The 21054-nt window shown below is 60.4% G+C and carries 17 protein-coding genes and 1 tRNA gene; 9 read left to right on the forward strand and 9 right to left on the reverse strand.

What is annotated here, in order from left to right:
• Positions 1-9 precede the first annotated feature (9 nt).
• Both B7L09_RS05905 and B7L09_RS05910 read left to right on the forward strand, forming a co-directional pair.
• Positions 10-1056 (forward strand): ABC transporter substrate-binding protein, encoded by a 1047-nt coding sequence (locus tag B7L09_RS05905; RefSeq protein WP_094468116.1) that lies wholly within the window; start codon positions 10-12, stop codon positions 1054-1056.
• A 270-nt stretch (positions 1057-1326) separates the two neighbouring features.
• Positions 1327-2643 carry a leucine-rich repeat-containing protein kinase family protein gene (locus tag B7L09_RS05910; RefSeq protein WP_094468117.1) on the forward strand — a complete coding sequence of 439 codons (1317 nt, stop codon included), beginning with the start codon at positions 1327-1329 and terminating at the stop codon, positions 2641-2643.
• A gap of 137 nt (positions 2644-2780) precedes the next feature.
• Here the strand turns inward: B7L09_RS05910 and B7L09_RS05915 are convergent, their stop codons facing one another.
• Complete coding sequence (locus tag B7L09_RS05915; RefSeq protein ID WP_094468118.1) at positions 2781-3488, reverse strand: YebC/PmpR family DNA-binding transcriptional regulator; 708 nt, start codon at positions 3486-3488, stop codon at positions 2781-2783.
• A 232-nt stretch (positions 3489-3720) separates the two neighbouring features.
• On the opposite strand from B7L09_RS05915, the gene B7L09_RS05920 reads away from it, so the two are divergent.
• Complete coding sequence (locus B7L09_RS05920; protein WP_094468119.1) at positions 3721-5031, forward strand: type VI secretion system Vgr family protein; 1311 nt, start codon at positions 3721-3723, stop codon at positions 5029-5031.
• Positions 5032-5198: 167 nt separating this feature from the next.
• Here B7L09_RS05920 and B7L09_RS05925 read toward each other — a convergent pair whose 3' ends face one another.
• Positions 5199-6530, reverse strand: a complete 1332-nt coding sequence (locus B7L09_RS05925; protein ID WP_094468120.1) for an MFS transporter — start codon at positions 6528-6530, stop codon at positions 5199-5201.
• A 268-nt stretch (positions 6531-6798) separates the two neighbouring features.
• Between B7L09_RS05925 and B7L09_RS05930 the strand changes: the two genes are divergently transcribed.
• Positions 6799-7671: a LysR family transcriptional regulator gene (locus B7L09_RS05930; RefSeq protein ID WP_094468121.1), complete on the forward strand. Its 873-nt coding sequence runs from the start codon at positions 6799-6801 to the stop codon at positions 7669-7671.
• Between the two features lie 117 nt (positions 7672-7788).
• Here B7L09_RS05930 and B7L09_RS05935 read toward each other — a convergent pair whose 3' ends face one another.
• On the reverse strand, positions 7789-8652 hold the full coding sequence (locus B7L09_RS05935; protein WP_094468122.1) for a LysR substrate-binding domain-containing protein: 864 nt from the start codon (positions 8650-8652) through the stop codon (positions 7789-7791).
• A gap of 115 nt (positions 8653-8767) precedes the next feature.
• Between B7L09_RS05935 and B7L09_RS05940 the strand changes: the two genes are divergently transcribed.
• The 3 genes from B7L09_RS05940 (at position 8768) to B7L09_RS05950 (ending at position 11565) form a co-directional block, all read left to right on the forward strand.
• Positions 8768-9877, forward strand: a complete 1110-nt coding sequence (locus tag B7L09_RS05940) for a 2-aminoethylphosphonate--pyruvate transaminase (protein WP_094468123.1) — start codon at positions 8768-8770, stop codon at positions 9875-9877.
• 123 nt (positions 9878-10000) lie between these two features.
• On the forward strand, positions 10001-10828 hold the full coding sequence (gene phnX, locus B7L09_RS05945) for a phosphonoacetaldehyde hydrolase (RefSeq protein WP_094468124.1): 828 nt from the start codon (positions 10001-10003) through the stop codon (positions 10826-10828).
• A 188-nt stretch (positions 10829-11016) separates the two neighbouring features.
• A complete protein-coding gene (locus B7L09_RS05950) occupies positions 11017-11565 on the forward strand; it encodes a cytochrome b (protein ID WP_094468125.1) in 549 nt (182 codons plus the stop codon).
• A 30-nt stretch (positions 11566-11595) separates the two neighbouring features.
• On the opposite strand, the gene B7L09_RS05955 is transcribed toward B7L09_RS05950, so the two are convergent.
• Both B7L09_RS05955 and B7L09_RS05960 read right to left on the reverse strand, forming a co-directional pair.
• Positions 11596-12522, reverse strand: a complete 927-nt coding sequence (locus tag B7L09_RS05955; RefSeq protein ID WP_094468126.1) for a 1-aminocyclopropane-1-carboxylate deaminase/D-cysteine desulfhydrase — start codon at positions 12520-12522, stop codon at positions 11596-11598.
• Positions 12523-12708: 186 nt separating this feature from the next.
• Entirely contained in the window at positions 12709-14748 is a 2040-nt protein-coding gene (locus B7L09_RS05960) for an NADPH-dependent 2,4-dienoyl-CoA reductase (protein WP_094468127.1), read from the reverse strand.
• A 208-nt stretch (positions 14749-14956) separates the two neighbouring features.
• Here B7L09_RS05960 and B7L09_RS05965 point away from each other — a divergent pair, with 208 nt between their 5' ends.
• Both B7L09_RS05965 and B7L09_RS05970 read left to right on the forward strand, forming a co-directional pair.
• Entirely contained in the window at positions 14957-16087 is a 1131-nt protein-coding gene (locus B7L09_RS05965; protein WP_094468128.1) for a nitrilase-related carbon-nitrogen hydrolase, read from the forward strand.
• Positions 16088-16090: 3 nt separating this feature from the next.
• The gene (locus B7L09_RS05970) at positions 16091-17131 is read left to right on the forward strand and encodes an AraC family transcriptional regulator (protein WP_094468129.1); all 1041 of its coding nucleotides are present in this window, start codon (positions 16091-16093) and stop codon (positions 17129-17131) included.
• A 347-nt stretch (positions 17132-17478) separates the two neighbouring features.
• On the opposite strand, the gene B7L09_RS05975 is transcribed toward B7L09_RS05970, so the two are convergent.
• The 4 genes from B7L09_RS05975 to B7L09_RS05985 form a co-directional block, all read right to left on the reverse strand.
• Entirely contained in the window at positions 17479-18315 is an 837-nt protein-coding gene (locus B7L09_RS05975) for a DUF2242 domain-containing protein (RefSeq protein ID WP_094468130.1), read from the reverse strand.
• A gap of 228 nt (positions 18316-18543) precedes the next feature.
• Entirely contained in the window at positions 18544-20415 is a 1872-nt protein-coding gene (locus B7L09_RS05980) for a SurA N-terminal domain-containing protein (protein ID WP_094468131.1), read from the reverse strand.
• A gap of 103 nt (positions 20416-20518) precedes the next feature.
• Positions 20519-20596, reverse strand: a tRNA-Leu gene (locus B7L09_RS31945).
• A gap of 53 nt (positions 20597-20649) precedes the next feature.
• Positions 20650-20937, reverse strand: a complete 288-nt coding sequence (locus B7L09_RS05985) for an HU family DNA-binding protein (RefSeq protein ID WP_497006754.1) — start codon at positions 20935-20937, stop codon at positions 20650-20652.
• Positions 20938-21054 lie beyond the last annotated feature (117 nt).

The raw sequence follows: 21054 nt of genomic DNA on the forward strand, positions 1-21054 counted from the left end.
GTCGCGCCAATGAATAACGTCAAACGTACTGCACTGCTTGGTTTTTCCTGCCTGGGAGCCCTGCTCGCCGCCACCCAGGCCCAGGCCGAACCGACGCTNTANCTGGGCATGAACGGCGGCACCATGGAACGGGTGTACGCCGACAAGGTGCTGCCCGCCTTCGAGAAAGCCAACAACGTCAAAGTGGTGATCGTGCCGGGGACTTCCGCCGATATCCTGGCCAAGGTCCAGGCCAACAAAGACAACCCGCAAATGCATGTGATGTTCCTCGACGACGGCATCATGTACCGCGCCATCGCCATGGGCCTGTGCGACAAGCTCGAAGACAGCGCGCCGCTGGCGCAGATTCCGGCCAAGGGCCGCATCAAGGATCAAGCGGTGGCGGTCAGCCTTGGCGTCACCGGGCTGGCGTACAACACGCGGCTGTTCAAGGANAAAGGCTGGGCCGCACCCACCTCGTGGATGGACCTGGCCGACCCGCGCTTCAAGGACAAAGTGGTGTTCCAGTCGATGGCCTCGTCGACCTTCGGACTGCATGGCTTCCTGATGTTCAACCGGATTCAGGGCGGCAGTGAAACCGACGTCGAGCCGGGCTTCAAGGCCTGGCCGAAGACTATCGGCCCCAACGTGCTGGAATACATCGCAAGCTCCGCGAAGATCTCCGAGATGGTGCAAACCGACGAGGCCGCGCTGTTCCCGCTGACACCGACCCAAGTCACCGCGCTGAAACTCAAAGGCATGCCGGTGGAGTATGCGCAGCCCAAGGAAGGCTCCGTGGTGCTCAACGTGGCCGAGTGCGCCATCGCCAACAACACGCAGCCGGAACTGGCGCAGAAACTCGCAGCGTTTTTGCTGACGCCTGAAGCTCAGGCCGCCGCACTTGAGGATGGCGACCAGATCCCGTCCAACCCGAATACGCCGACCACCGACAAGACGCGCGGTCAGGTCGAGGCGATGAAGCAGTACCTGACCACCGCAATTGCCATTGACTGGGATCAGGTCAACGAACAGCGCCCGGCGTGGAATGCGCGGTGGAATCGCAGTATCGAGCGGTAGCCGATCCACCCCGGCTGGAACGCTCCCCCTGTAGCAACTGCCGAGCAGCGCGAGGCAGCTGCTACAGGTCGGAGTGCTTGGTTAGAACCCGACANGCCCTCTCGCGAGCAGGCTCGCTCCCACAGTTGACCGAGTTGTCTGGGCGGACGCGCACTAATGTGTGCGAGCCTGCTCGCGAAGGCGACCTCACAGGCGGCAGAACTTTCCCGCTATCATGTCGCCCATTTCCAGGGCCTCGCGCCCTCCCCTCGATCAATAGCGAACCCGCCCATGGATACCCTCGCCCAACTGCGCGCCGGCCAACTGACAGGCATCACCCGTCTGGATCTGGCCTGCGGCCTGACTGAATTTCCGCGAGAAATCTTCGACCTGGCGGACTCGCTGGAAGTGCTCAACCTCAGCGGCAACGCCTTGAGCCGCCTGCCCGATGACCTGCATCGCCTGACCCGTCTGCGCGTGCTGTTTTGCTCGGACAACCGGTTCACCGAACTGCCCGCGTGCCTCGGCCGATGCACCGCGCTGACGATGATCGGTTTCAAGGCCAATGCCATCGAGACGGTACCTGACGCTGCGCTGCCGCCGTTACTGCGTTGGCTGATCCTGACCGATAACCGCCTGCGTGAACTGCCCGCCGAGTTGGGTCAACGCCCACACCTGCAAAAACTCATGCTCGCCGGCAATCGCTTGCAGCGCCTGCCCGAAAGCCTGAGCCAATGCCATCGACTCGAACTGATCCGCATCGCCGCCAATCAACTGACCGAACTGCCCGAGTGGTTGCTGACCCTGCCAAGCCTGACCTGGCTAGCGTATGCCGGTAACCCGCTGGAAACTGAGGCCGATGCCGCAGCCTTGGACGCCACGGCGAGTATTGCGTGGTCAGGGCTGCGCCTGGAGCAACAACTGGGCGAAGGTGCTTCGGGGGTGATTCATCGGGCGGCGTGGGAGCGACCGGGCCAACCGGCCACCCAAGTTGCGGTCAAACTCTACAAAGGCGAAATGACCAGCGACGGTTCACCGCTGCACGAAATGAACGCCTGCATCACCGCCGGTCTTCACCCCAATCTGATCCGGGTCGAAGGCCGAATCGTCGGGCATCCCGAACAGCAGGTCGGGTTGGTGATGCAACTGATTGATCCGAGTTATCGCAACCTGGCCGGGTTGCCGAGCCTGGCGTCCTGTACCCGTGACGTCTATGCCGATGACACCCGTTTCAGTGCGCACGTAGCACTGCGCTTGGCCCGTGGAATCGCCTCGGTGGCCGAGCATCTGCATCACCAGGGCATCACCCATGGCGATCTCTATGGCCACAATATTTTGTGCAACGAGCACGGTAATTGCCTGCTGGGGGACTTTGGCGCGGCGTCTTTCCATGCGACGTGCGACAGCCTTGAAAGCCGTGCGCTGCAACGGATCGAAGTACGGGCGTTCGGGGTTTTGCTGGGGGAGTTGCTGGAGCGGATCGACTCAGGGTTGAGTGATGAAAGGGGTATGCGGCTGGAGGAATTGCAGCAACGCTGCTGTCAGCCGGATGTGCTGGCGCGGCCGGGGTTCAGTGAGATAGGACAGGCGTTAGCCGCGTTCAACTGAGCTAAAGGCAAGTACAAAACCTGTGGCGAGGGAGCTTGCTCCCGCTGGACGGCGCAGCCGTCCCAAAATCGACGGCTGCTGCGCACCCGAACGGGAGCAAGCTCCCTCGCCACACAGAAAATCACAACCGGTTCGGCTTAACCCGCCAAACCAACAAACATATCCTGCACATCATCATGGTTATCGAGGCCTTCCAGGAACGCCTCGACTTCAGCCATCTGCTCGTCGCTCAAACCGCTCACCGGGTTTTTCGGCTGGTAACCCAACTTGGCCGACAACACGGTAAAACCTTGTTCAGGCAGCGCCTTCTGAACGGCGTCCAGGTCCCCTGGTTCGGTCAGGAACAGGGTGGTGCCCTCTTCTTCACCGGGCTCAAAATCCTGGGCTCCGGCTTCAATCGCGGCCATTTCCGGATCGGCGTCAGGGCTGTCCGGCGACGCCTCGATCAGGCCCACATGGTTGAAGTCCCACGCCACAGAGCCGGATGCGCCCAATTGGCCCTTGCGGAACGCTACACGGATTTCCGCCACGGTACGGTTGATGTTGTCGGTCACGCATTCGACGATCAGCGGCACCTGGTGCGGAGCGAAACCCTCGTACGTCACGCGGTGGTACTGCACGGTTTCACCCAGCAGGCCGGCGCCTTTCTTGATGGCGCGCTCCAGGGTTTCCTTGGGCATCGAGGCTTTTTTGGCCTGCTCCACCACCAGACGCAAGTGGGCGTTGGTCGCGGTGTCGGCACCGTTGCGGGCGGCGATGGTGATTTCTTTCACCAGCTTGCCGAAAATCTTGCCCTTGGCATTGGATGCCGCTTCTTTGTGTTTAACCTTCCACTGTGCGCCCATTACTCACTCTCTTATCTGTGGCGCCGAGACATCTATTGGCCGACGCTTTGCGCAAGTTTATACGGCCTAAAGTTGGCAATCGACCAAAAATTCCACCCCGGCTCACCGGCATGACCAATCGACATATTCACTAGCAGTTGTAGGGCGATTCTGAAAAGTCGATTTGCGGTGACTATAAAGGGCCGTGGTTTCGTACCCTCTGCGCCCATATTCCATGGCAGAAGCGCGTTCGATGCACAACGACAAGGAAAGTCCCTACACCCTGACCCTCCTGGACAGTGGATTGACTCTGCAGGTGTTGCAGTTCAGTGGCCGAGAAAGTCTCAACCAGCCCTATCGTTTCGAGATCGAAGTAATCGGCCTGGCACCCGCCATGAACCTCGAGCGGTTGCTGCATCAACCGGCGTTCCTGAGCCTGATGGATGACACCGGCATTCACGGCATCTTGCACAGCGCCTGTCGCGAGTATCGTGGCCCGCACCGAATCGACTACCACCTGGTGCTGGTGCCTTGGCTGCAACAACTGGACCGGCACCCTTGCCGTCGGGTCTTTCATCAACTCGGCGTGCCTGCCCTCCTGCGCCAGTTGCTCACCGAAAACGCAATCCCCGATGACAGCTTCCGTTTTGAACTGCCCAGCGGACGCTATCCGGTGCGACCGTTCTGCATTCAGTTTGATGAGAGCGACCTGGCGTTCCTGCACCGGCTCTGCGAAGAAGAAGGCATCCACTATCACTTCGAACATCAGCGCGACGGCCATGTGCTGGTGCTGGCGGATGACAGCCTGAGCTTTCCCCAGGAACCGCTGCTGATGCCCTTTCACGGCGAGACGGCCGATCCCGCCAACGTGCCGGTGATCACTGAGTTGTTCCAGCGCCACGCCTCGCCTGCGCCGCAACAGCTCCAGCGTGAGCAATCGAGTCGTCGATCACTGGAACGGCTGCGCTGCCGGCATCGGCAGATTCAGGGGCAAAGCAATCACAGTGATTTGCGCAGTGGATGCATCGTGCAAGTCTCGGAACACCCCATCGCGAACTTCAACGATCAGTGGCTGCTGACCGAGATCCGGCATCAGGGCCGACAGCCGTCGATTCTCGCCGAGGACTCCACCGACAAGGTCCGCCGTTACAGCAATCAATTCAGCGCCATCCCGTGGTCCACGGTGTTCCGGCCAGCGCTCACACAGGCCAGGCCGAGCATTGCGGGTTATCAGAAGGCGCGAGTGCTGGGCCCTGTCGGGCAACCGGCGGTGCTGGATACTCAAGGGCGGATTGAGGTCCGATTGTGGCCCACGGAGCAAGCCGACGACGAGGAGTCCACCGGGCTCTGGCTACCCGTGGCCCTCGCCGCGCCGGACGGTCGGATCGATCCGTCCAGGCTGCCGCTCGCGGGCACCGACGTGCTCATCAGTTTTCTCGACAGCAACCCTGATCGCCCGGTGTTGTGTGCGACGGCGAGCAACCCGCCAGCGCCTCGACTCGCTCGACAGCCACGTAGCGATGGCCGTCTGTTGCTGGACTGGCTGGTCAATCGTCCGGACTGATCAGCCCTTGTCAGCCTTGCCAGCCGCCGCCGCGAACCTGGCCAGGCACACATCCAGATGCCAGACGGCAAACCGGTCACTGAGTGTTGCGAGCCAAAGGTTCGCACGGCACGCAGGGCTCGGCCTCCAGCGCCTGTTCCAGCCAGAAAGGTCTCATCGTTTACTTCTCAGGAGCGCAGGGGTTTTACCGTCATTGCCTGGTCAGGCACGAAAGGGCTTTCGACGCGCAGGCCAGCCGGACGGCTGTTCCAGTGGGGGATCAGCACCAGGGCGGAGAACAACGCGCAGCCGGCGAAGACGATAAACACGGTGACCGAGTCGAAGTAACCCGGCAGCAATCCGCCGAGAATCGCCCCGACCGAGCCACAACCATTGACGAATCCGGCGGCCGTGGCGCCCGCCTTGGCGGTGCCGAAATCAATCGCTGCCGCGCCGCTGATCATCGAATCCGGTCCGTACAAGGTCAGGCCCATGACAAACAGCAGCACCACCACCAACAACACGCTGCCGGTGTGCAGAGCGCCCATGAACAGCGCCAGGGAAACGGTCAACGCCAACAGACTGATCACGCAGGCCGGCATGCGCCGGGCGCCGAACAGTTTGTCCGAAGCCAGCCCGAGGAGTATCGGCCCCAGCAGCCCGGCCAGTTCGAACGCGGTAGGAATGATCGCCGCGCCCACCTTGCCCACAGAGGGCATCTGCTCGAAGACGATCACCGGCCCCCAGAGCAAAATCGCGTAGCGCGCCGGTTTCAACAGAAAGTACGCCAGGCCCAATACCAGCACCGTGCGGTTGCGCAGGATTTCCTTCAACGGTTCGAGCACGCTGATCTTGCTTTGCGCGCAGGTCTCTTCCGTTGTCCGTTCCGGCTCCGGCTCCGGCTCCACTGCGGGCAAGCCAACGTCTTCCGGTCTGTTGCGTTGGAAAATAAAAAACAGCACGGCGACCAGCCCAACCACCGCCGCACTGGAAATGAACGCCGCGTGCCAGCTGCCGATGAGCGTATACGCCCACCAGCCGGCAAACGGCGAGGCCACCAAACCGCCAAAGGCGTAGCAGGAACTCCACAGCCCCAGCACCCTTCCGCGCTGCTGGGCAGGGAAAAAACTGCCGATGTTCTTGCACAGCCCCGACCAGCCGGTGGACTGCGCCAGGCCTTGAATCAGCATGCAGGTGGCAAAAATCGGTAACGTCGCGAAACTGCCCATCACCAGGGCGGCCGCTGCGGAAATCAGCAACCCGCCAAGCACCACGACCCGTGGACCGAAGCGGTCGGCGAGGATGCCCCAGGTAAATTGGCCGAAGGCGTAGGCCGTCAGATAGATGGCGTCGAGGTTGGCCATGGCCATTTTGTCGAGCATGAAGGTGGGGTCTTCGGCGATCCCCAGTTTGGCCACGGAAAAGGCTTTGCGGGTGAAGTAGAAAGCGGCGTAGGCGAGCCAGGTGATCGCGAAGATCTGCACGCGCCACCGTTTGATGGTGCCGATGGAGTTGTTCATTGTGGTTCTGACCTCAGGGTGTGAGTGTGCCGGCAGAAATTGAGCAATAACGCCTGTTTTTTTATTGTTGAGCACTTCGATACCGCTGCTTCCCTGAGGCGATACCGGTCAGATGAGCCCTGCAACTGCACGCGCAGGCTCACGGCCACCGACGCTGTTCGACTGAGCAGTCACCGGGGCTGAGGTCGATAAAAACAATTACTGATTAATAAGTGAAATCGATTTATCGTATTTCCAATATAAGCTCTGATTGTTACCGGAGGTTTCGATGTCGGTTTCCCACGCCCAGCTCAAAGCCTTCCACGCCGTGGCCGTTCACGGAAGCTTTACCAAAGCCGCCGAGCGGCTTTTTCTCACGCAACCGGCGATTTCCGACCAAGTGCGCAAGCTCGAAGAGCGCTTCGGGGTGTTGCTGTTTCACCGCAACAAACGCTCGGTGCGCCTGACGGATCTGGGCGAGCGACTGTTGAGCATTACCCAGCGGCTGTTCGTCATCGAGGACGAGGCACAGGAGCTCTTGCATGACTCCCGGGCCTTGCAAACCGGCAGCCTGATTCTCGCGGTGGATGCACCGGTGCATGTGCTGCCGCAGATTGCGCGTTTCTGTGAGCGCTACCCCGGCATCAGCGTAAAAATCGAAACCGGCAACACCGACGAATCGCTGTTTCGCCTGTTCAACTATCAGGCCGACCTGGCGTTACTGGGCCGGGATGTGAGTGACGAGCGGCTGATCTCGCTGCCGCTGCGCAATGACCCGATGGTGGCCTTCGTTTCACGCAATCATCCGTGGGCGGATCGTGAATCGATTTGCCTGGCGGATTTGCACGACACGCCCCTGGTGCTGCGGGAAATCGGTTCGGTGACACGTCAGACACTGGAAGAGGAAATGGCCCAGGCCGGGTTTTCCATTCGCCCGGCGATTCAGGTTGAAGGTCGGGAAGCGGCGCGTGAGGCGGTGGTCGTGGGGATCGGCGTTGGTGTGGTGTCCGCCGCCGAGTTTGGCGCGGATTCGCGGGTGTGTGCGTTGCCGATTACCGATTGCACACGGCGATTGACCGAGACACTGGTGTGCCTGCGCGAGCAGAGTTCGCGGCGGGTGGTGGCGACGTTTCTGGAGATGGTTCGCGAGAGTCTTGTGTAGACAGGGCCGGCCTCATCGCGAGCAAGCTCGCTCCCACAGGTTTTGCGTCGTACCCAAGATCTGCAGCCAACATAAATCCTGTGGGAGCGAGCTTGCTCGCGATGCAGACACCTCGGTTTATCTGGAGGGCGCCAACTCAAAAAACGCCCGAATCAAACGCAAATCCCGCCGCCGTTCCATGCACCCGATCATGTGCCGGTTAACCAACCCTTCACCCAGAATCGGCACTGCCGCCACCCGCGGGTCATGACTGACCTCCACCGACGACACCACGCCAACCCCCAACTCGGCCGCCACGGCCTCGGTCACCGCCTCGCGACTGTCCAGCTCCAGCAACACCCTGGGATTGACCGAGGCCGTTGCGCACGCCTCATCGAACGTTCGTCGGGTAATCGAACTCGGTTCACGCAACACCATGATCACTTGGTCCAGCTCCTTGAGCTTCACGCCCTTGGAGGCCTTGGCCCAGGGATGGCTTTGCGGCACCAGCGCGCAAATCCGTGATTCACTCAACGCTTGCAGATGCAGGCCTTTGCGCGGCTCTACCTCGGTCAACACTGCTACGTCGGCATGCTCGGACAACAACGCCGCGAGCGTTTCCTGAGCATTGCCCAAGCGCAAGTTCACCGTGATCCCCGGATACCGCGCCCGCAGGCTGGCCAGCATCGGCATCACCAGGTGTGGGCCGTCCGCCGCGACTTCCAGGCGCCCGGCGAGCAATTGCCGATTGGCCTCCAGCAGGGTCTGCGCTTCTTCGGCCAAACCGAACATCGCCCGCGTGATCGCCGCCAGCTTGATGCCCTCCTCTGTCAGCTCCACTCGTCGCGCGGTGCGGCGCAGCAAGGTGATTTGGTAGTGCTCCTCCANCGCCTTGATATGCCCGGTCACCGCCGGCTGGCTGATGAATAGCCGCGCCGCCGCCCGGGTAAAACTGCCTTCGCGGGCCACGGCGTCGAAGGCTCGAAGCTGAAACAGGTTCATGAATAACTCTCACTGATGGCTGGCATAACAACAAACAATTTGATTGATAGCACCCGAAATTGCAATTTATGTCCCGTAGCTTCATCCCACAGAGAGCTTTTGCGAGGACACAAGAATGAGCACTGCCGAGCCAATCCTGCTCACCCCCGGCCCACTAACCACATCGGCCCGCACCCGTCAGGCGATGATGGTCGACTGGGGTTCATGGGATGACCGCTTCAATCAATTGACCGCCAGCCTGTGCGAGCAATTGCTGTCCATCATCAACGGCGGCGACAGCCACCACTGCGTGCCCTTGCAAGGCAGCGGCACGTTCGCGGTCGAAGCGGCCATCGGCACGCTGGTGCCCCGCGACGGCAAAGTGCTGGTGCTGATCAACGGCGCCTACGGCAAGCGCCTGGCCAGGATTTGCGAAGTGCTCGGCCGCGATTTCAGCACCTTCGAAACCGCCGAAGATGCACCCACCGCCGCCGCCGATGTGGACCGTCTGCTGCACGCCGATGCCGGCATCACCCACGTTGCGCTGATTCACTGCGAAACCAGCACCGGCATCCTCAACCCGCTGCCGCANATCGCCGACGTGGTTAAAAACCACGGCAAGCGCCTGATCATCGACGCCATGAGTTCCTTCGGCGCGCTGCCGATCGATGCCCGCGAGGTGCGGTTCGACGCGCTGATCGCAGCGTCAGGTAAATGCCTGGAAGGCGTGCCAGGCATGGGTTTTGTCTTTGCCCGCAAAGANGCGCTGGCGAATGCCCAAGGCAACTGCCACTCCCTGGCGATGGACCTGTTCGACCAACACAGCTACATGGCCAAGACCGGCCAATGGCGTTTCACGCCACCGACCCATGTGGTCGCGGCCCTGCAAGAAGCCCTGCTGCAATACAACGAAGAAGGTGGTTTGCCGGCGCGGCATCAGCGCTATGCCAACAACTGCCAGGTGCTGCTCGATGACATGGCCGAACTTGGCCTGCGCAGTTTCCTGCCCACGGCGATCCAGGCCCCGATCATCGTCACCTTCCATGCCCCACAAGACCCGCGTTACCAGTTCAAGGCGTTCTACGAGCGGGTCAAGGCCAAGGGTTTCATCCTGTANCCCGGCAAATTGACCCAGGTCGAAACCTTCCGCGTCGGCTGCATCGGGCACGTCAACCAGGCCGAGATGCACGCAGCGGTAGCCGCAGTCGCCGAAGTACTGCGCGAGATGGAAGTGTTAGAGATCTGACCCACACCGCATTCCCCTGTGGGAGCGAGCCTGCTCGCGATGAGGCCCGACCAGTCGACATCGATATTGAATGAGAGTCCTGCACGCCATGCACATCAACCTTTCATCTTTTGGATCTCAGCTATGAACTATCAAAACCCCACCACCTTGCAGGCCGTGATCCTCGACTGGGCCGGCACTGTGGTCGACTTCGGCTCCTTCGCCCCCACGCAGATCTTTGTCGAAGCCTTCGCCGAGTTCGACGTGCAAGTCTCCATCGACGAAGCCCGCGGCCCGATGGGCATGGGCAAGTGGGACCATATCCGCACACTCTGCGACCAGCCGCAGGTAGCCGAGCGTTACCGCAAGGCCTTCGGCCGCACGCCGACGGATGANGACGTCACTGCCATTTACCAACGCTTCATGCCGCTGCAGATCGAGAAGATCGCCGAGCACTCGGCCCTCATCCCCGGCGCCCTCGACACCCTCGCCCGGCTGCGCGTTCAAGGCATCAAGATCGGCTCCTGCTCCGGCTACCCCAAGCAAGTCATGGACAAGGTGGTCGCCCTGGCCGCTATCAATGGCTACGTCGCCGATCACGTGGTCGCCACCGACGAAGTGCCTAACGGCCGCCCATGGCCGGCCCAAGCCTTGGCCAACGTTATTGCCCTGGGTATTGACGATGTGGCGGCGTGCGTGAAGGTCGATGACACCGTGCCGGGCATCCTCGAAGGACGCCGCGCCGGAATGTGGACCGTGGCCCTGACCTGCTCCGGCAACGCGTTGGGGCTGGACTACGAAGGTTTCCGTGCCCTGGGCAGCGAGCAACTCGACAGTGAACGCAAACGCATCCACGCGATGTTCGAAGGTTCGCGGCCGCACTACATGATCGACACCATCACTGACTTGCCGCAAGTGATCGCCGACATCAACAAGCGTCTGGCCAAGGGTGAGATGCCGCAAAGCAGTTGATAACGTTTCTTGTTCCATAAAAAGCGCCAGCTCCGTTTCGGAACTGGCGCTTTTTTTTGAGCGATCACTTGAGCCAGAGCATTGAACGCCCAAATAGCCACAGGCAAATCCACCAAAGCGGATTACAGTTAAAGAACACCGTCGAACAAGAACGGTGGGCTTTAGACCAGACCTGTGAGGAACACCGTATGCCCTGGAAGAACTCCGAATCACGCTATAGCACTGTATCGATTACGCTGCATTGGTTGATGCTGGTTTTGCTGGCGCTGGTTTACGCCTGNATNGAGTTTCGCGGGATCTTTCCCAAAGGCAGCGGTGGCCGGACGCTGATCACCGAATCGCACTTCATGCTCGGCTTGACGGTGTTTGTATTGGTTTGGCTGCGGCTGTTCGCTCGCAGCCTGGGCCCGGCTCCACAGATCTTCCCGGCCTCACCCCGCTGGCAGACCGTGCTGGCCAGACTGATGCACTGGGCGCTGTACATTTTCATGATCGCGATGCCGATGCTCGGCTGGCTGGTGACCAGCGCCAAAGGGCATCAGGTGATGTTTTATGGCTTTGACCTGCCGTTGCTGATCCCGGAGGACAAGACGCTGGCCAAGCAAATCGAAGGCTGGCATGAGCTCGGTGGCACCATCGGTTACTGGCTGATCGGCCTGCATGCGGTGGCAGGGATTTATCACCACTATGTGGTGCGCGATAACACGCTGCTGCGGATGATGCCCAAGCGTGGGTGAAAAAACACTGATCCCTGTGGCGAGGGGGCTTCAGGTTTGTGAGTTGAACCCCCGACGGCCCTGCAATCCACCAGTGTGGATGAAGATCAGGCGTGTGCCCTTTTCAAATGTTCCAGCCTCGACTTGCTGCTTGAGCATCAGCAGCGCCTTGCCGGTGTACAACGGTTCGAGGGGAATATCCGAAGCCTGTTCGACCTGGTCGATGAAACTGAGCAGCAGCGGATCGACCTTGGCAAAGCCGCCTCGACTGGCGTCGAACAGTTCGTAAGCCGCTTCCTCCACACCTGCCTCTCGGACAATCGATTCAACCTGCTGCGCCACACCATGATCGTCGGGCACTGCGAGCGCGCCATACACTGGGTGTTCGCCCGCCTCCGCCAGCACCAGGCCGGCCAGGGTTGTGCCGGTTCCGCAGGCCAGCCACCAACCGTCGTAATCACTCCAGCCCAAGTCGCTCAGTTGATCGAGGACCATCGCCTTCAACTGCCTGCAACCCCGCGCCCCCTGCAGACCGCCGCCCCCTTCAGGCACCGGATACAGGTCGGGATATTGCGCCTGCCAGGGCAGCCAGAAATCTGCTTCGTGCCGCGCTCGATAACCGCCATAACCCAACCAGTGCACCTGCATGCCGAACGCTAGCAAGTCCCTCACCGTCGGCGTTTCCTGCGGATGACCGCGCAGCAGGCCGACCGTTTTGAAATCGAAACGTTTGCCGGCGGCGGCCAGTGCATGCAGATGATTGGAGTGGGCGCCGCCGAGGCTGATGATGCCTTGGGCGCCGATCCGGTCAGCGGCGTTGAGGTGTTCGATGAGTTTGAACCACTTGTTGCCGCTGATCAGCGGGTCGATCAGGTCGAGACGCAGGATGGCGACTTCAATGCCGGCGGAGGTGAGCCCGTCGAGGTGAAGGTGTTGAAGCGGGGCCTGGAGTAGCCAGTCGTTGGGAGGGAGAAGCATCGATGCCAGCTCTGGGTGAAGAGCTGGCATCTTAGCAGCCGTTGTGGCGAGGGGGCTTGCTCCCGTTCGGCGGCGCAGCCGTCGTAAACCCATTCAACGCAGTGATCCTGGAAAACTGCGGCGTTTGGGAGGGGCTGCTACGCAGCCCAGCGGGAGCAAGCTCCCTCGCCACAGGCATTGAGTTGCTTACAACTCAGCAGCCAACCGCGATCCTTGGTTGATCGCCCGCTTGGCATCCAGCTCCGCCGCCACGTCCGCGCCACCAATCAAATGCACGTTCTGCCCCGCTGCCACCAGACCCTCCTGCAATTCGCGCAGCGGATCCTGCCCGGCGCAGATGACGATATTGTCCACCGCCAGCACTTGAGGCTCACCCTCGGCGCCGATGCGGATATGCAAGCCTTCGTCATCGATCTTCAAGTAGTCGACGCTGTTGAGCATCTGCACCCGCTTGTTCTTCAGGCCCGTGCGGTGGATCCAGCCGGTGGTTTTGCCCAGCCCGTCGCCGACCTTGGAGGTCTTGCGTTGCAGCAGGAATACTTCGCGCGCCGGTGCATGGGGCTGGGGCTTGATGCCCGCCACGCCACCACGGGCTTGCAGTTGGGTGTCGATGCCCCACTCTTTCCAGAACGCTTCGCGGTCCAGGCTGGTGGACACGCCTTGGTGAACCAGGAATTCCGATACGTCAAAACCGATCCCGCCCGCGCCAATCACCGCGACNCGCTTGCCCACCGGTTTGCGCTCAAGGATCACGTCCAGGTAGCTCAGCACCTTGGCGTTATCGATACCCGGGATGGCCGGGGTGCGCGGTGCAATGCCGGTGGCCAGGATGATTTCGTCGTAACCGCCCTCAACCAGTTTCGCCACATCGACACGGGTGTTCAGGCACACCTCGACGTTGGTGGTTTGCAGTTTGCGGTTGAAATAGCGCAGGGTTTCAAAAAACTCTTCCTTGCCCGGTACACGCTTGGCGATATTGAACTGGCCGCCGATCTCGTTGGCGGAGTCGAACAGCGTCACTTGATGACCGCGCTCAGCCGCCACGGTGGCCGCCGCCAGCCCGGCAGGACCGGCACCGACCACGGCAATTTTCTTGATCTGTTTCACCGGCAGGTAGTTGAGCTCGGTTTCNTGGCAAGCACGCGGGTTCACCAGGCAGCTGGTCAACTTGCCGCCGAAGGTGTGGTCCAGGCACGCCTGATTGCAACCGATGCAGGTATTGATTTCGTCGCCACGACCGGCGGCCGCCTTGTTGACGAAGTCCGGGTCGGCGAGGAACGGCCGTGCCATGGACACCATGTCGGCGTCGCCTTCGGCCAGAATCTGCTCAGCGATTTCCGGGGTGTTGATGCGGTTGGTGGTGATCAGCGGAATCTTCACCGAGCCGCGTAGCTTGGCGGTGACTTTACTGAATGCACCACGCGGCACCTTGGTCGCGATGGTCGGAATNCGCGCTTCGTGCCAGCCGATACCGGTGTTGATCAGGGTCGCACCGGCCTGCTCGATGGCCTTGGCCAACTGCACGATCTCTTCCCAGGAGCTGCCGCCTTCCACCAGATCGAGCATCGACAGGCGGAAAATAATGATGAAATTCGGGCCCACGGCTTCACGCACTCGACGCACGACGTCCACCGCCAGGCGCATACGGTTTTCGTAGCTGCCGCCCCAACGGTCGGTGCGGTGGTTGGTGTGGGCGGCGAGGAACTGGTTAATGAAGTAGCCTTCGGAGCCCATGATTTCGACGCCGTCATACTCGGCGACCTGGGCCAGCAGCGAGCAGGTGACAAAATCCTGGATCTGCTTCTCGATGCCCTCCTCGTCCAGCTCCTTGGGTTTGAACGGGTTGATCGGCGCTTGAATCGCGCTGGGGGCGACCTGCTTGGGGCTGTAGGCGTAACGGCCGGCGTGGAGGATCTGCATGCAGATCTTGCCGCCCGCCTCGTGCACCGCCTGGGTCACGATCTTGTGCTTTTGTGCTTCCTCGTCGGTGGTCAGTTTGGCTGCACCGGCGTACACGCCACCTTCATCGTTCGGGCCGATACCGCCGGTGACCATCAGGCCGACGCCGCCACGGGCGCGCTCGGCAAAATAGGCGGCCATGCGTTCGAAACCACCGGGTTTTTCTTCCAGGCCAGTGTGCATCGAGCCCATCAGGGTGCGGTTGCGCAAGGTGGTAAAACCCAGGTCCANCGGGGCCAACAGGTGCGGGTAATGTGCGGCGGCCATTTGTAACTCCACATCGAGCGATCACGGAAAATATGCAGGAGCTCTTCGGCCCCCGTCAGTCATGTTGGACAGACTAAGAGTCGCGCCCCTGTCACTCAATGACCGAAACTGACAACTTATTGATCCAAATGCACAGCGCCCCTTGGCAAGCNNCGGCATGGGCCCTACCCTAGTCGCGAACCCTGCACACGGCTGTCGACTGTTTTCCATGCGCAAACTTCTGTACCTGACTTTCTCCATGGCATTGATTGCCGCCCTCACGACCTACGCCATGTGGGCCGCGGACCGTCCGGTGGGTCATTATCTGTCGGACCTGCGCATTCATCTCGCGGTCGATCAAGGCACGCCCGCCGATCGTGGCAATCTGCTGGGCATCCAGCCCGAGCTGTTTCCCACCGACTATCAAAGCCCCGAACGGCTGCACCGCAAGCTCGCNGCCTACCTGCAAAAAGCGCGGGACAAAGGCTTGATCAATGACAAGACCATCGTCGTGCTGCCGGAACACATCGGCACGTGGCTGATGGTCAGCGGCGAGAAAGATGAGCTGTACCAGGCGACCACTCTCGAAGAAGCCATGAACTGGCTGGCGGTGAGCAATCCTGTGCAGTTCGTCCGTGCGTTGATCAGCGCCAAGGGCGACAGTCGTCTCGACGACGCTCACTTGCGGATGAAGGCCAAAGGCATGGCCAAGGATTATCAGGCATTGTTCGGGGGGCTGGCGAAGGCGTTCAATGTGACCCTGGTGGCCGGCACGATTGTGTTGCCCGAGCCGAGCATCGTCGACGGCACGCTGAAAGTCGGCCGCGGCGCGTTGTACAACAGCAGCGTGGTGTTCGGTCGCGACGGTTTGCCGATCGGCCAGCCGCAACGCCAGATGCATCCGGTCTTTGCTGACCTTGACGTCATCAAGGCCAATGGCGCGCATACGCTCAACGTGGTCGACACACCGGCCGGACGCTTGGGCATACTGATCGGNAGCGACAGCTGGTACCCGGACAATTACCGCAAACTCAACGAGCAAGGCGCCCATTTGGTGGCTGTTCCCGCGTATGTCGTCGGCCGCGACACCTGGGACAAACCGTGGCGGGGTTACAAGGGGCTGTCGACGCCCAGCTCGGTCAGCCTCAAGGCCGGTGAACTCAGTGAAGGCCAGGCCTGGCATCGTCTGACACTGACCGGCCAGCCGCCCAGCAGCCAGGCCATGGCCGGCATGAGCGTGTTCCTGCGCGGTCAGTTCTGGGACAAGGGCAGCGCGGGTCAGAGTTTTCTCAGCAACAACGGGCAGCAGTTCGCCGACGGCAACGCCCGTGGCGCGCGTTTACTGAACCTCTGGTTGTAACCTATGAAACCGCTGCCGATGCGCCTTGGGGATCTGTCGGTGGGCTTTGTTCACAGCCTGGCCGACGCCGTGCGCAGCCACGGTGTGGACCCGCAACCGCTGCTTGAGCAATACGGCCTCGATGCCGCGCGCCTCGCCGAAGCGGGGGCGCGCCTGTCGATCCCGCGCTACATGCGCCTGGGCCACGCAGCCATCCAACTGACCGACGACCCGGCGCTGGGTTTGCGCATGGGCCAGCTCAGTCGACTGAGTCAGGCCGGTCTGGCCGGAGTCACCGCTGCCCAGGCGCCGACGGTTCGAGAAGCGGCGCGCTGCCTGATTCGTTTTGAAGCCTTATATGGCTCCAACTACCGTGGTCAATCGAGCTTTCATGAAGACGCTGAAGGCGCCTGGCTGCGTTTCTATTCCATCAGCCCTTACAATGCCTACAACCGTTTTGTGGTGGATTCGATCATCGCCGGGTGGCTGCAACAATTGTCCAGCGTGAGCCCTGCCCCGCTTCGCGCCGAACGGATCGAGATTGAGTTTGCCGAACCGGATTATCGTGACGCGTATGCCGCGCTGGGTGACTGTCCGATTCAGTTCAGCGCCGAACAGAATCAACTGCGCCTGAGTCTGGCCAGCCTCGCCCAGCGCAACCCGGAACACTGCCCGAGTACCTGGCGACACTTGCTGCAACTCTGTGAACACGAATTGGAGCAGTTGACCCGCACCCGCAGCCTGCGTGAGCGCATTACCCGGTTGCTCGGGCCGATGCTCAATGGCGGCCGGGAGCCCGACCTGGAAGAAGTGGCGGCACGCTTGAAGCTGCCTACCTGGACACTGCGGCGCAAACTGGCCGAAGAAGGCACTCAGTTTCGCGCGATTCTCAACGATACCCGCCGCGACTTGGCCATGACCTACATTCGCGATACGGAACTGGCGTTCGGTGAAATTGCCTACCTGCTGGGTTTTGCCTCAGCCGAAGCTTTCCAACGCGCCTTCAAACGCTGGAACGGCCAGACACCCGGCGAGTTTCGCCGCAGCCATCGCCAATCCGCGTGATGCTCAAAGCTCAGTAGCGTCTTCCGCTGGCTCCAAGGGGTCCAGTTCAAACGCCTGATACTCGAGCAGCTCTTCTTGATAATCGTCCATCGTGAATTCCCCCTACCGCTCGTTTAAAAAATGCCTGAATGAATGACCAACGCCCCGAGCATAAAGTGCCCGTGTGAAAGAAAAATGACGCGGGCGTACCGCTCAGCGGCTACTTATAAAACGTAGCAGGCGGTCAGGAATTTATCACAGGATTTTTTCGATAGAGGCTGCAGGACTAAAGCTCGGGTTGACGCGGATCAATCTAAAAGCCACTTCGGGAACGGTGTCATCTGACACGGTCCCGAAATGCATACCGATTACTGGCTGGCAGCAGGCATGGCCGAAATAGGCTCGCTCGGTGGCGGCAGGCTGGATTGCGGCGGTGGCGTAACGGTTTCCGGAGACGGAGCCGGTTCCGGGTTTTCAGCCGGGGTGATCGGCGCTGTTTCAGGCGGCGGTGCGACTGGCTCCGAGGCAGCGGGGGCTGGAGCAGGTTCAGCCGCAGGCGCTGGCGCGGGTTCCGCAGCAGGTGCCGGCGTTGGGGCCAAAGGCGCCGGAGCAGCCTTGGCTTCAGGCATGCCCAGGTCGGTCTTGGGTTTCTCGGGGATGTGTGCAGCTTTTTTCGCTTCCGGCGGCAGGAACAACTCCACCAGCGCAAAGAAACGCTCGTAGAACTTGGCCGACGAGACGGTTTCACTGGCAACCTTGACCATCGAATCGTCGGAGGAACCGATCGGCATCGACACCGAACCCAGCACACCCACGCCCACACTGGCAGAGTTGTTGGTTTTCTTCAGCGCATAACGGTCCTGCAGGGCGTTGGCGAACATGGTCGCATGATGGCCCTCACTGCCATCATCGGCACAGACCACACTGAAGCTGATCTCCATGTGGGTCTCGCCGGTCTGCTGGAAGCTTTTGTGTCCGCTGACCAGTTTCGGGTCGGCGCTGGTGATGATATAGCCCTGGCTCAGCAACGCCCGACGGGCGGCTTCGCAGGTCTGCGCATCCGTCACCGGGTAATTGCGCGAAAACGTCCCGGAGTCATCGAAGTTCTCATGCTCGTAGATGGGGGCTTTCTTCGACGAGCAGCCGGCAACGGCGGCCAGCAACAGCGCCAGCCCGGCAACACGCATGGGAATTGATTTAAACATTGAACATCCTGAGGGAAACAGTCCGGGGCGTATTGTGCAACAGATCGATGCTTAGCGGAGCATCGATTAGTGTCTTAAAACATTTACAAGTCTACTGACTGTCAGTTACGGGAAAAAGTCCCGTTCGGGCCCAGATCAAATATCCANGGCTTCTCGGTCAGGCTGACCATCTCATTAAGCCCGGCCTTTTGGCCGGGGTTTTTATAAAGCGGGCAACTCAGTCAAGCATCAGAAACGCTTGATCTCGGCCTGGCTTTCCAGCTGTTTGCGGTAGGCCGCAAAGTCCTGCTGGCCAATGCGCGAGGCGAGGAAGCGACGGTATTGGGCCTTCTCTTCTTCGGTCGGCGCAGCGGCTTCGTTCACGCCGTTCANGCGCACGATCATCAGGCTACCGTCAGCCAGGGTAACCGTGGTGAAGGTCGGCTTGTCCTTGCTCGCAGGCTTGGGCATGCGGAACAGCGCTTGTAGCACAGTTGGGTCAATCCCTTCCTGAGCGCGAGTAGCCGCTTCAGTCACTTTCCAGTTCTGACCGTCNATCGCCTTGTTCAGCGGGGTCTTGCCATCACGCAGGCTGGCGATCAACTCCTCAGCCTTGGTCTTGGCGGCAGCACTGGCGTGTTCCTTGGCCAACTGCGCACGAATGCTGGCATTGACGCTTTCAAGCGGCAGTTGCGCAGGCTTCAAGTGTTCCTTGGCGCGCAGCACGATCANGGTTTCCGGGTCCAGCTCGATGGCGGTGCTGTTGGCACCCTCATCCAACACTTCCGGNCTGAATGCCGCGGTGACCACGGCACGGTTAGCCGCCACACCTTCGCCACCCTCGCGGCCGAACGGCTTGGAGGTGTGGACAGTCAGCTTCAGGTCTTGCGCCGGCTGGGCCAGATCGGAGGACTCGAACGAGGAGTCTTCCAGTTGCTTGGNGGCGTCGACAAAGCGCTGTTCAACCTGTTGGGTCTTGAGCTCGCGGGTCAGCTTGTCTTTCAGGCTGGCAAACGATGGCACTTGCGGTGCTTCTACGCCCAGCAGCTTGATCAGGTGGAAACCGAAGTCAGTGCGAACCGGGGCCGACACTTGATCCTTGGCCAACGCATACAGCGCGGTTTCGAATGCCGGGTCGTAGACGCCAGGACCTGCATAGCCCAGGTCACCACCGTTGTTCGCCGAACCCGGGTCCTGGGAGAATTCCTTGGCCAACGCCTCGAATTTCTCGCCTTTGGCCAGACGCGCCTGAATGTCTTCGATCTTGGCCTTGGCTTGCGCCTCGGTCACTTTATCGTTCACTTCGATCAGAATGTGCGCAGCCCGGCGTTGCTCGGACAGGTTCGCGATTTCTTTCTGATACGCCGCTTGCAGGTCATCATCCTTCACGGTGACCTGGTCGAAGAAGGAAGACTTCTTCAGTTCCAGATAGTCGATGACCACCTGGTCCGGCGTCATGAATTCCTTGGCGTGTTCGTCGTAATAGGCCTTGACCTCATCGTCGGTCAGCTTCACCGCCGCAGGGTCAGCCTTGATGTTGACGGTAGCGAAATCGCGGGTCTGCTTTTCCAGACGGGCAAATGCCAGCACTTCGGCATCGGTNACGAAACCGCTACCCGCCAAACCAGCGCGCAGCTGACCGATCAGCATTTCCTGAGCCAGCATCTGGCGGAATTGCATGCGGCTGTAGCCGAGTTGACGAATCACCTGATCGAAGCGCTCAGGACTGAACTTGCCATCCACCTGGAATTCAGGCGTTTGCAAGATCACTTGGTCCAAGGCCGCTTCGGAGAAAGCGAATTTNGAGTTTTCTGCGCCTTGCAGCAACAGCTTGCGATCAATCAGCCCTTTGAGGGCCGCTTCGCGCAGCAGTTTTTCGTCCAGCAGAGAAGCATCAAAATCCTTGCCCAGCTGTTGCATCAGCTGGCGACGTTGCATGTCGACCGCCTGGCTCAGCTCGTTCTGGCTGATTTCTTCGCCGTTGACCTTGGCCGCATCATTACGATGGGTAGTGGCCTGAAAAATGGCGTCGATACCGGTGAACGCCATCAATGCGACGATGATCCCGATAATGGTTTTGGCAATCCAGCCTTGTGAATTGTCCCTGATATTCTGCAGCATGCGTCCCCCAGAAACGGTTGATCTTCAAAAATTAGGCAACCGTGGAGCGTGGGTAGAGTCCGGATAGAAGAAAGGCGCATCCGAGGATGCGCCTTCTCGTAACTGGCGGAGCGGACCAAGGGTTCGAACTTGCGACCCTCGGTGTCTCGGACCGGCAACTTGCCGACTGGACTACCGCTCCGCTGCCAGGTCAGGCATGACCCCGACCCGGATAGGCAAAAACCTGAAACGAACTTAGTTAACAGCTTCTTTCAGGGCTTTACCGGCTTTGAAACCTGGTTTCTTGGCGGCAGCGATTTGCAGTGCTTTGCCAGTCTGTGGGTTACGACCAATGCGAGCTGGACGATCGGTAACGGAGAAGGTACCGAAGCCTACCAGTACCACGGAGTCGCCGGCCTTCAGAGCGCCAGTGACGGATTCGATTACTGCGTCCAGCGCACGGCCAGCAGCAGCTTTCGGGATATCAGCGGATGCGGCGATAGCATCAATCAGTTCCGACTTGTTCACTCTAAGTCCCCTTATATATCTATTGAGTATGGTTCTAAGTTTTTTGGTGAAAGCAAAAACCAGTGCTGAATGGCCTACAGACACTTAAGAGCCGCTTTATAACAAGGGCTCTAAAAAGCTGTCAAGGAAGCC

It is taken from the genome of Pseudomonas mandelii, from assembly GCF_002251635.1.
Lineage (GTDB): Bacteria > Pseudomonadota > Gammaproteobacteria > Pseudomonadales > Pseudomonadaceae > Aquipseudomonas > Aquipseudomonas mandelii_B.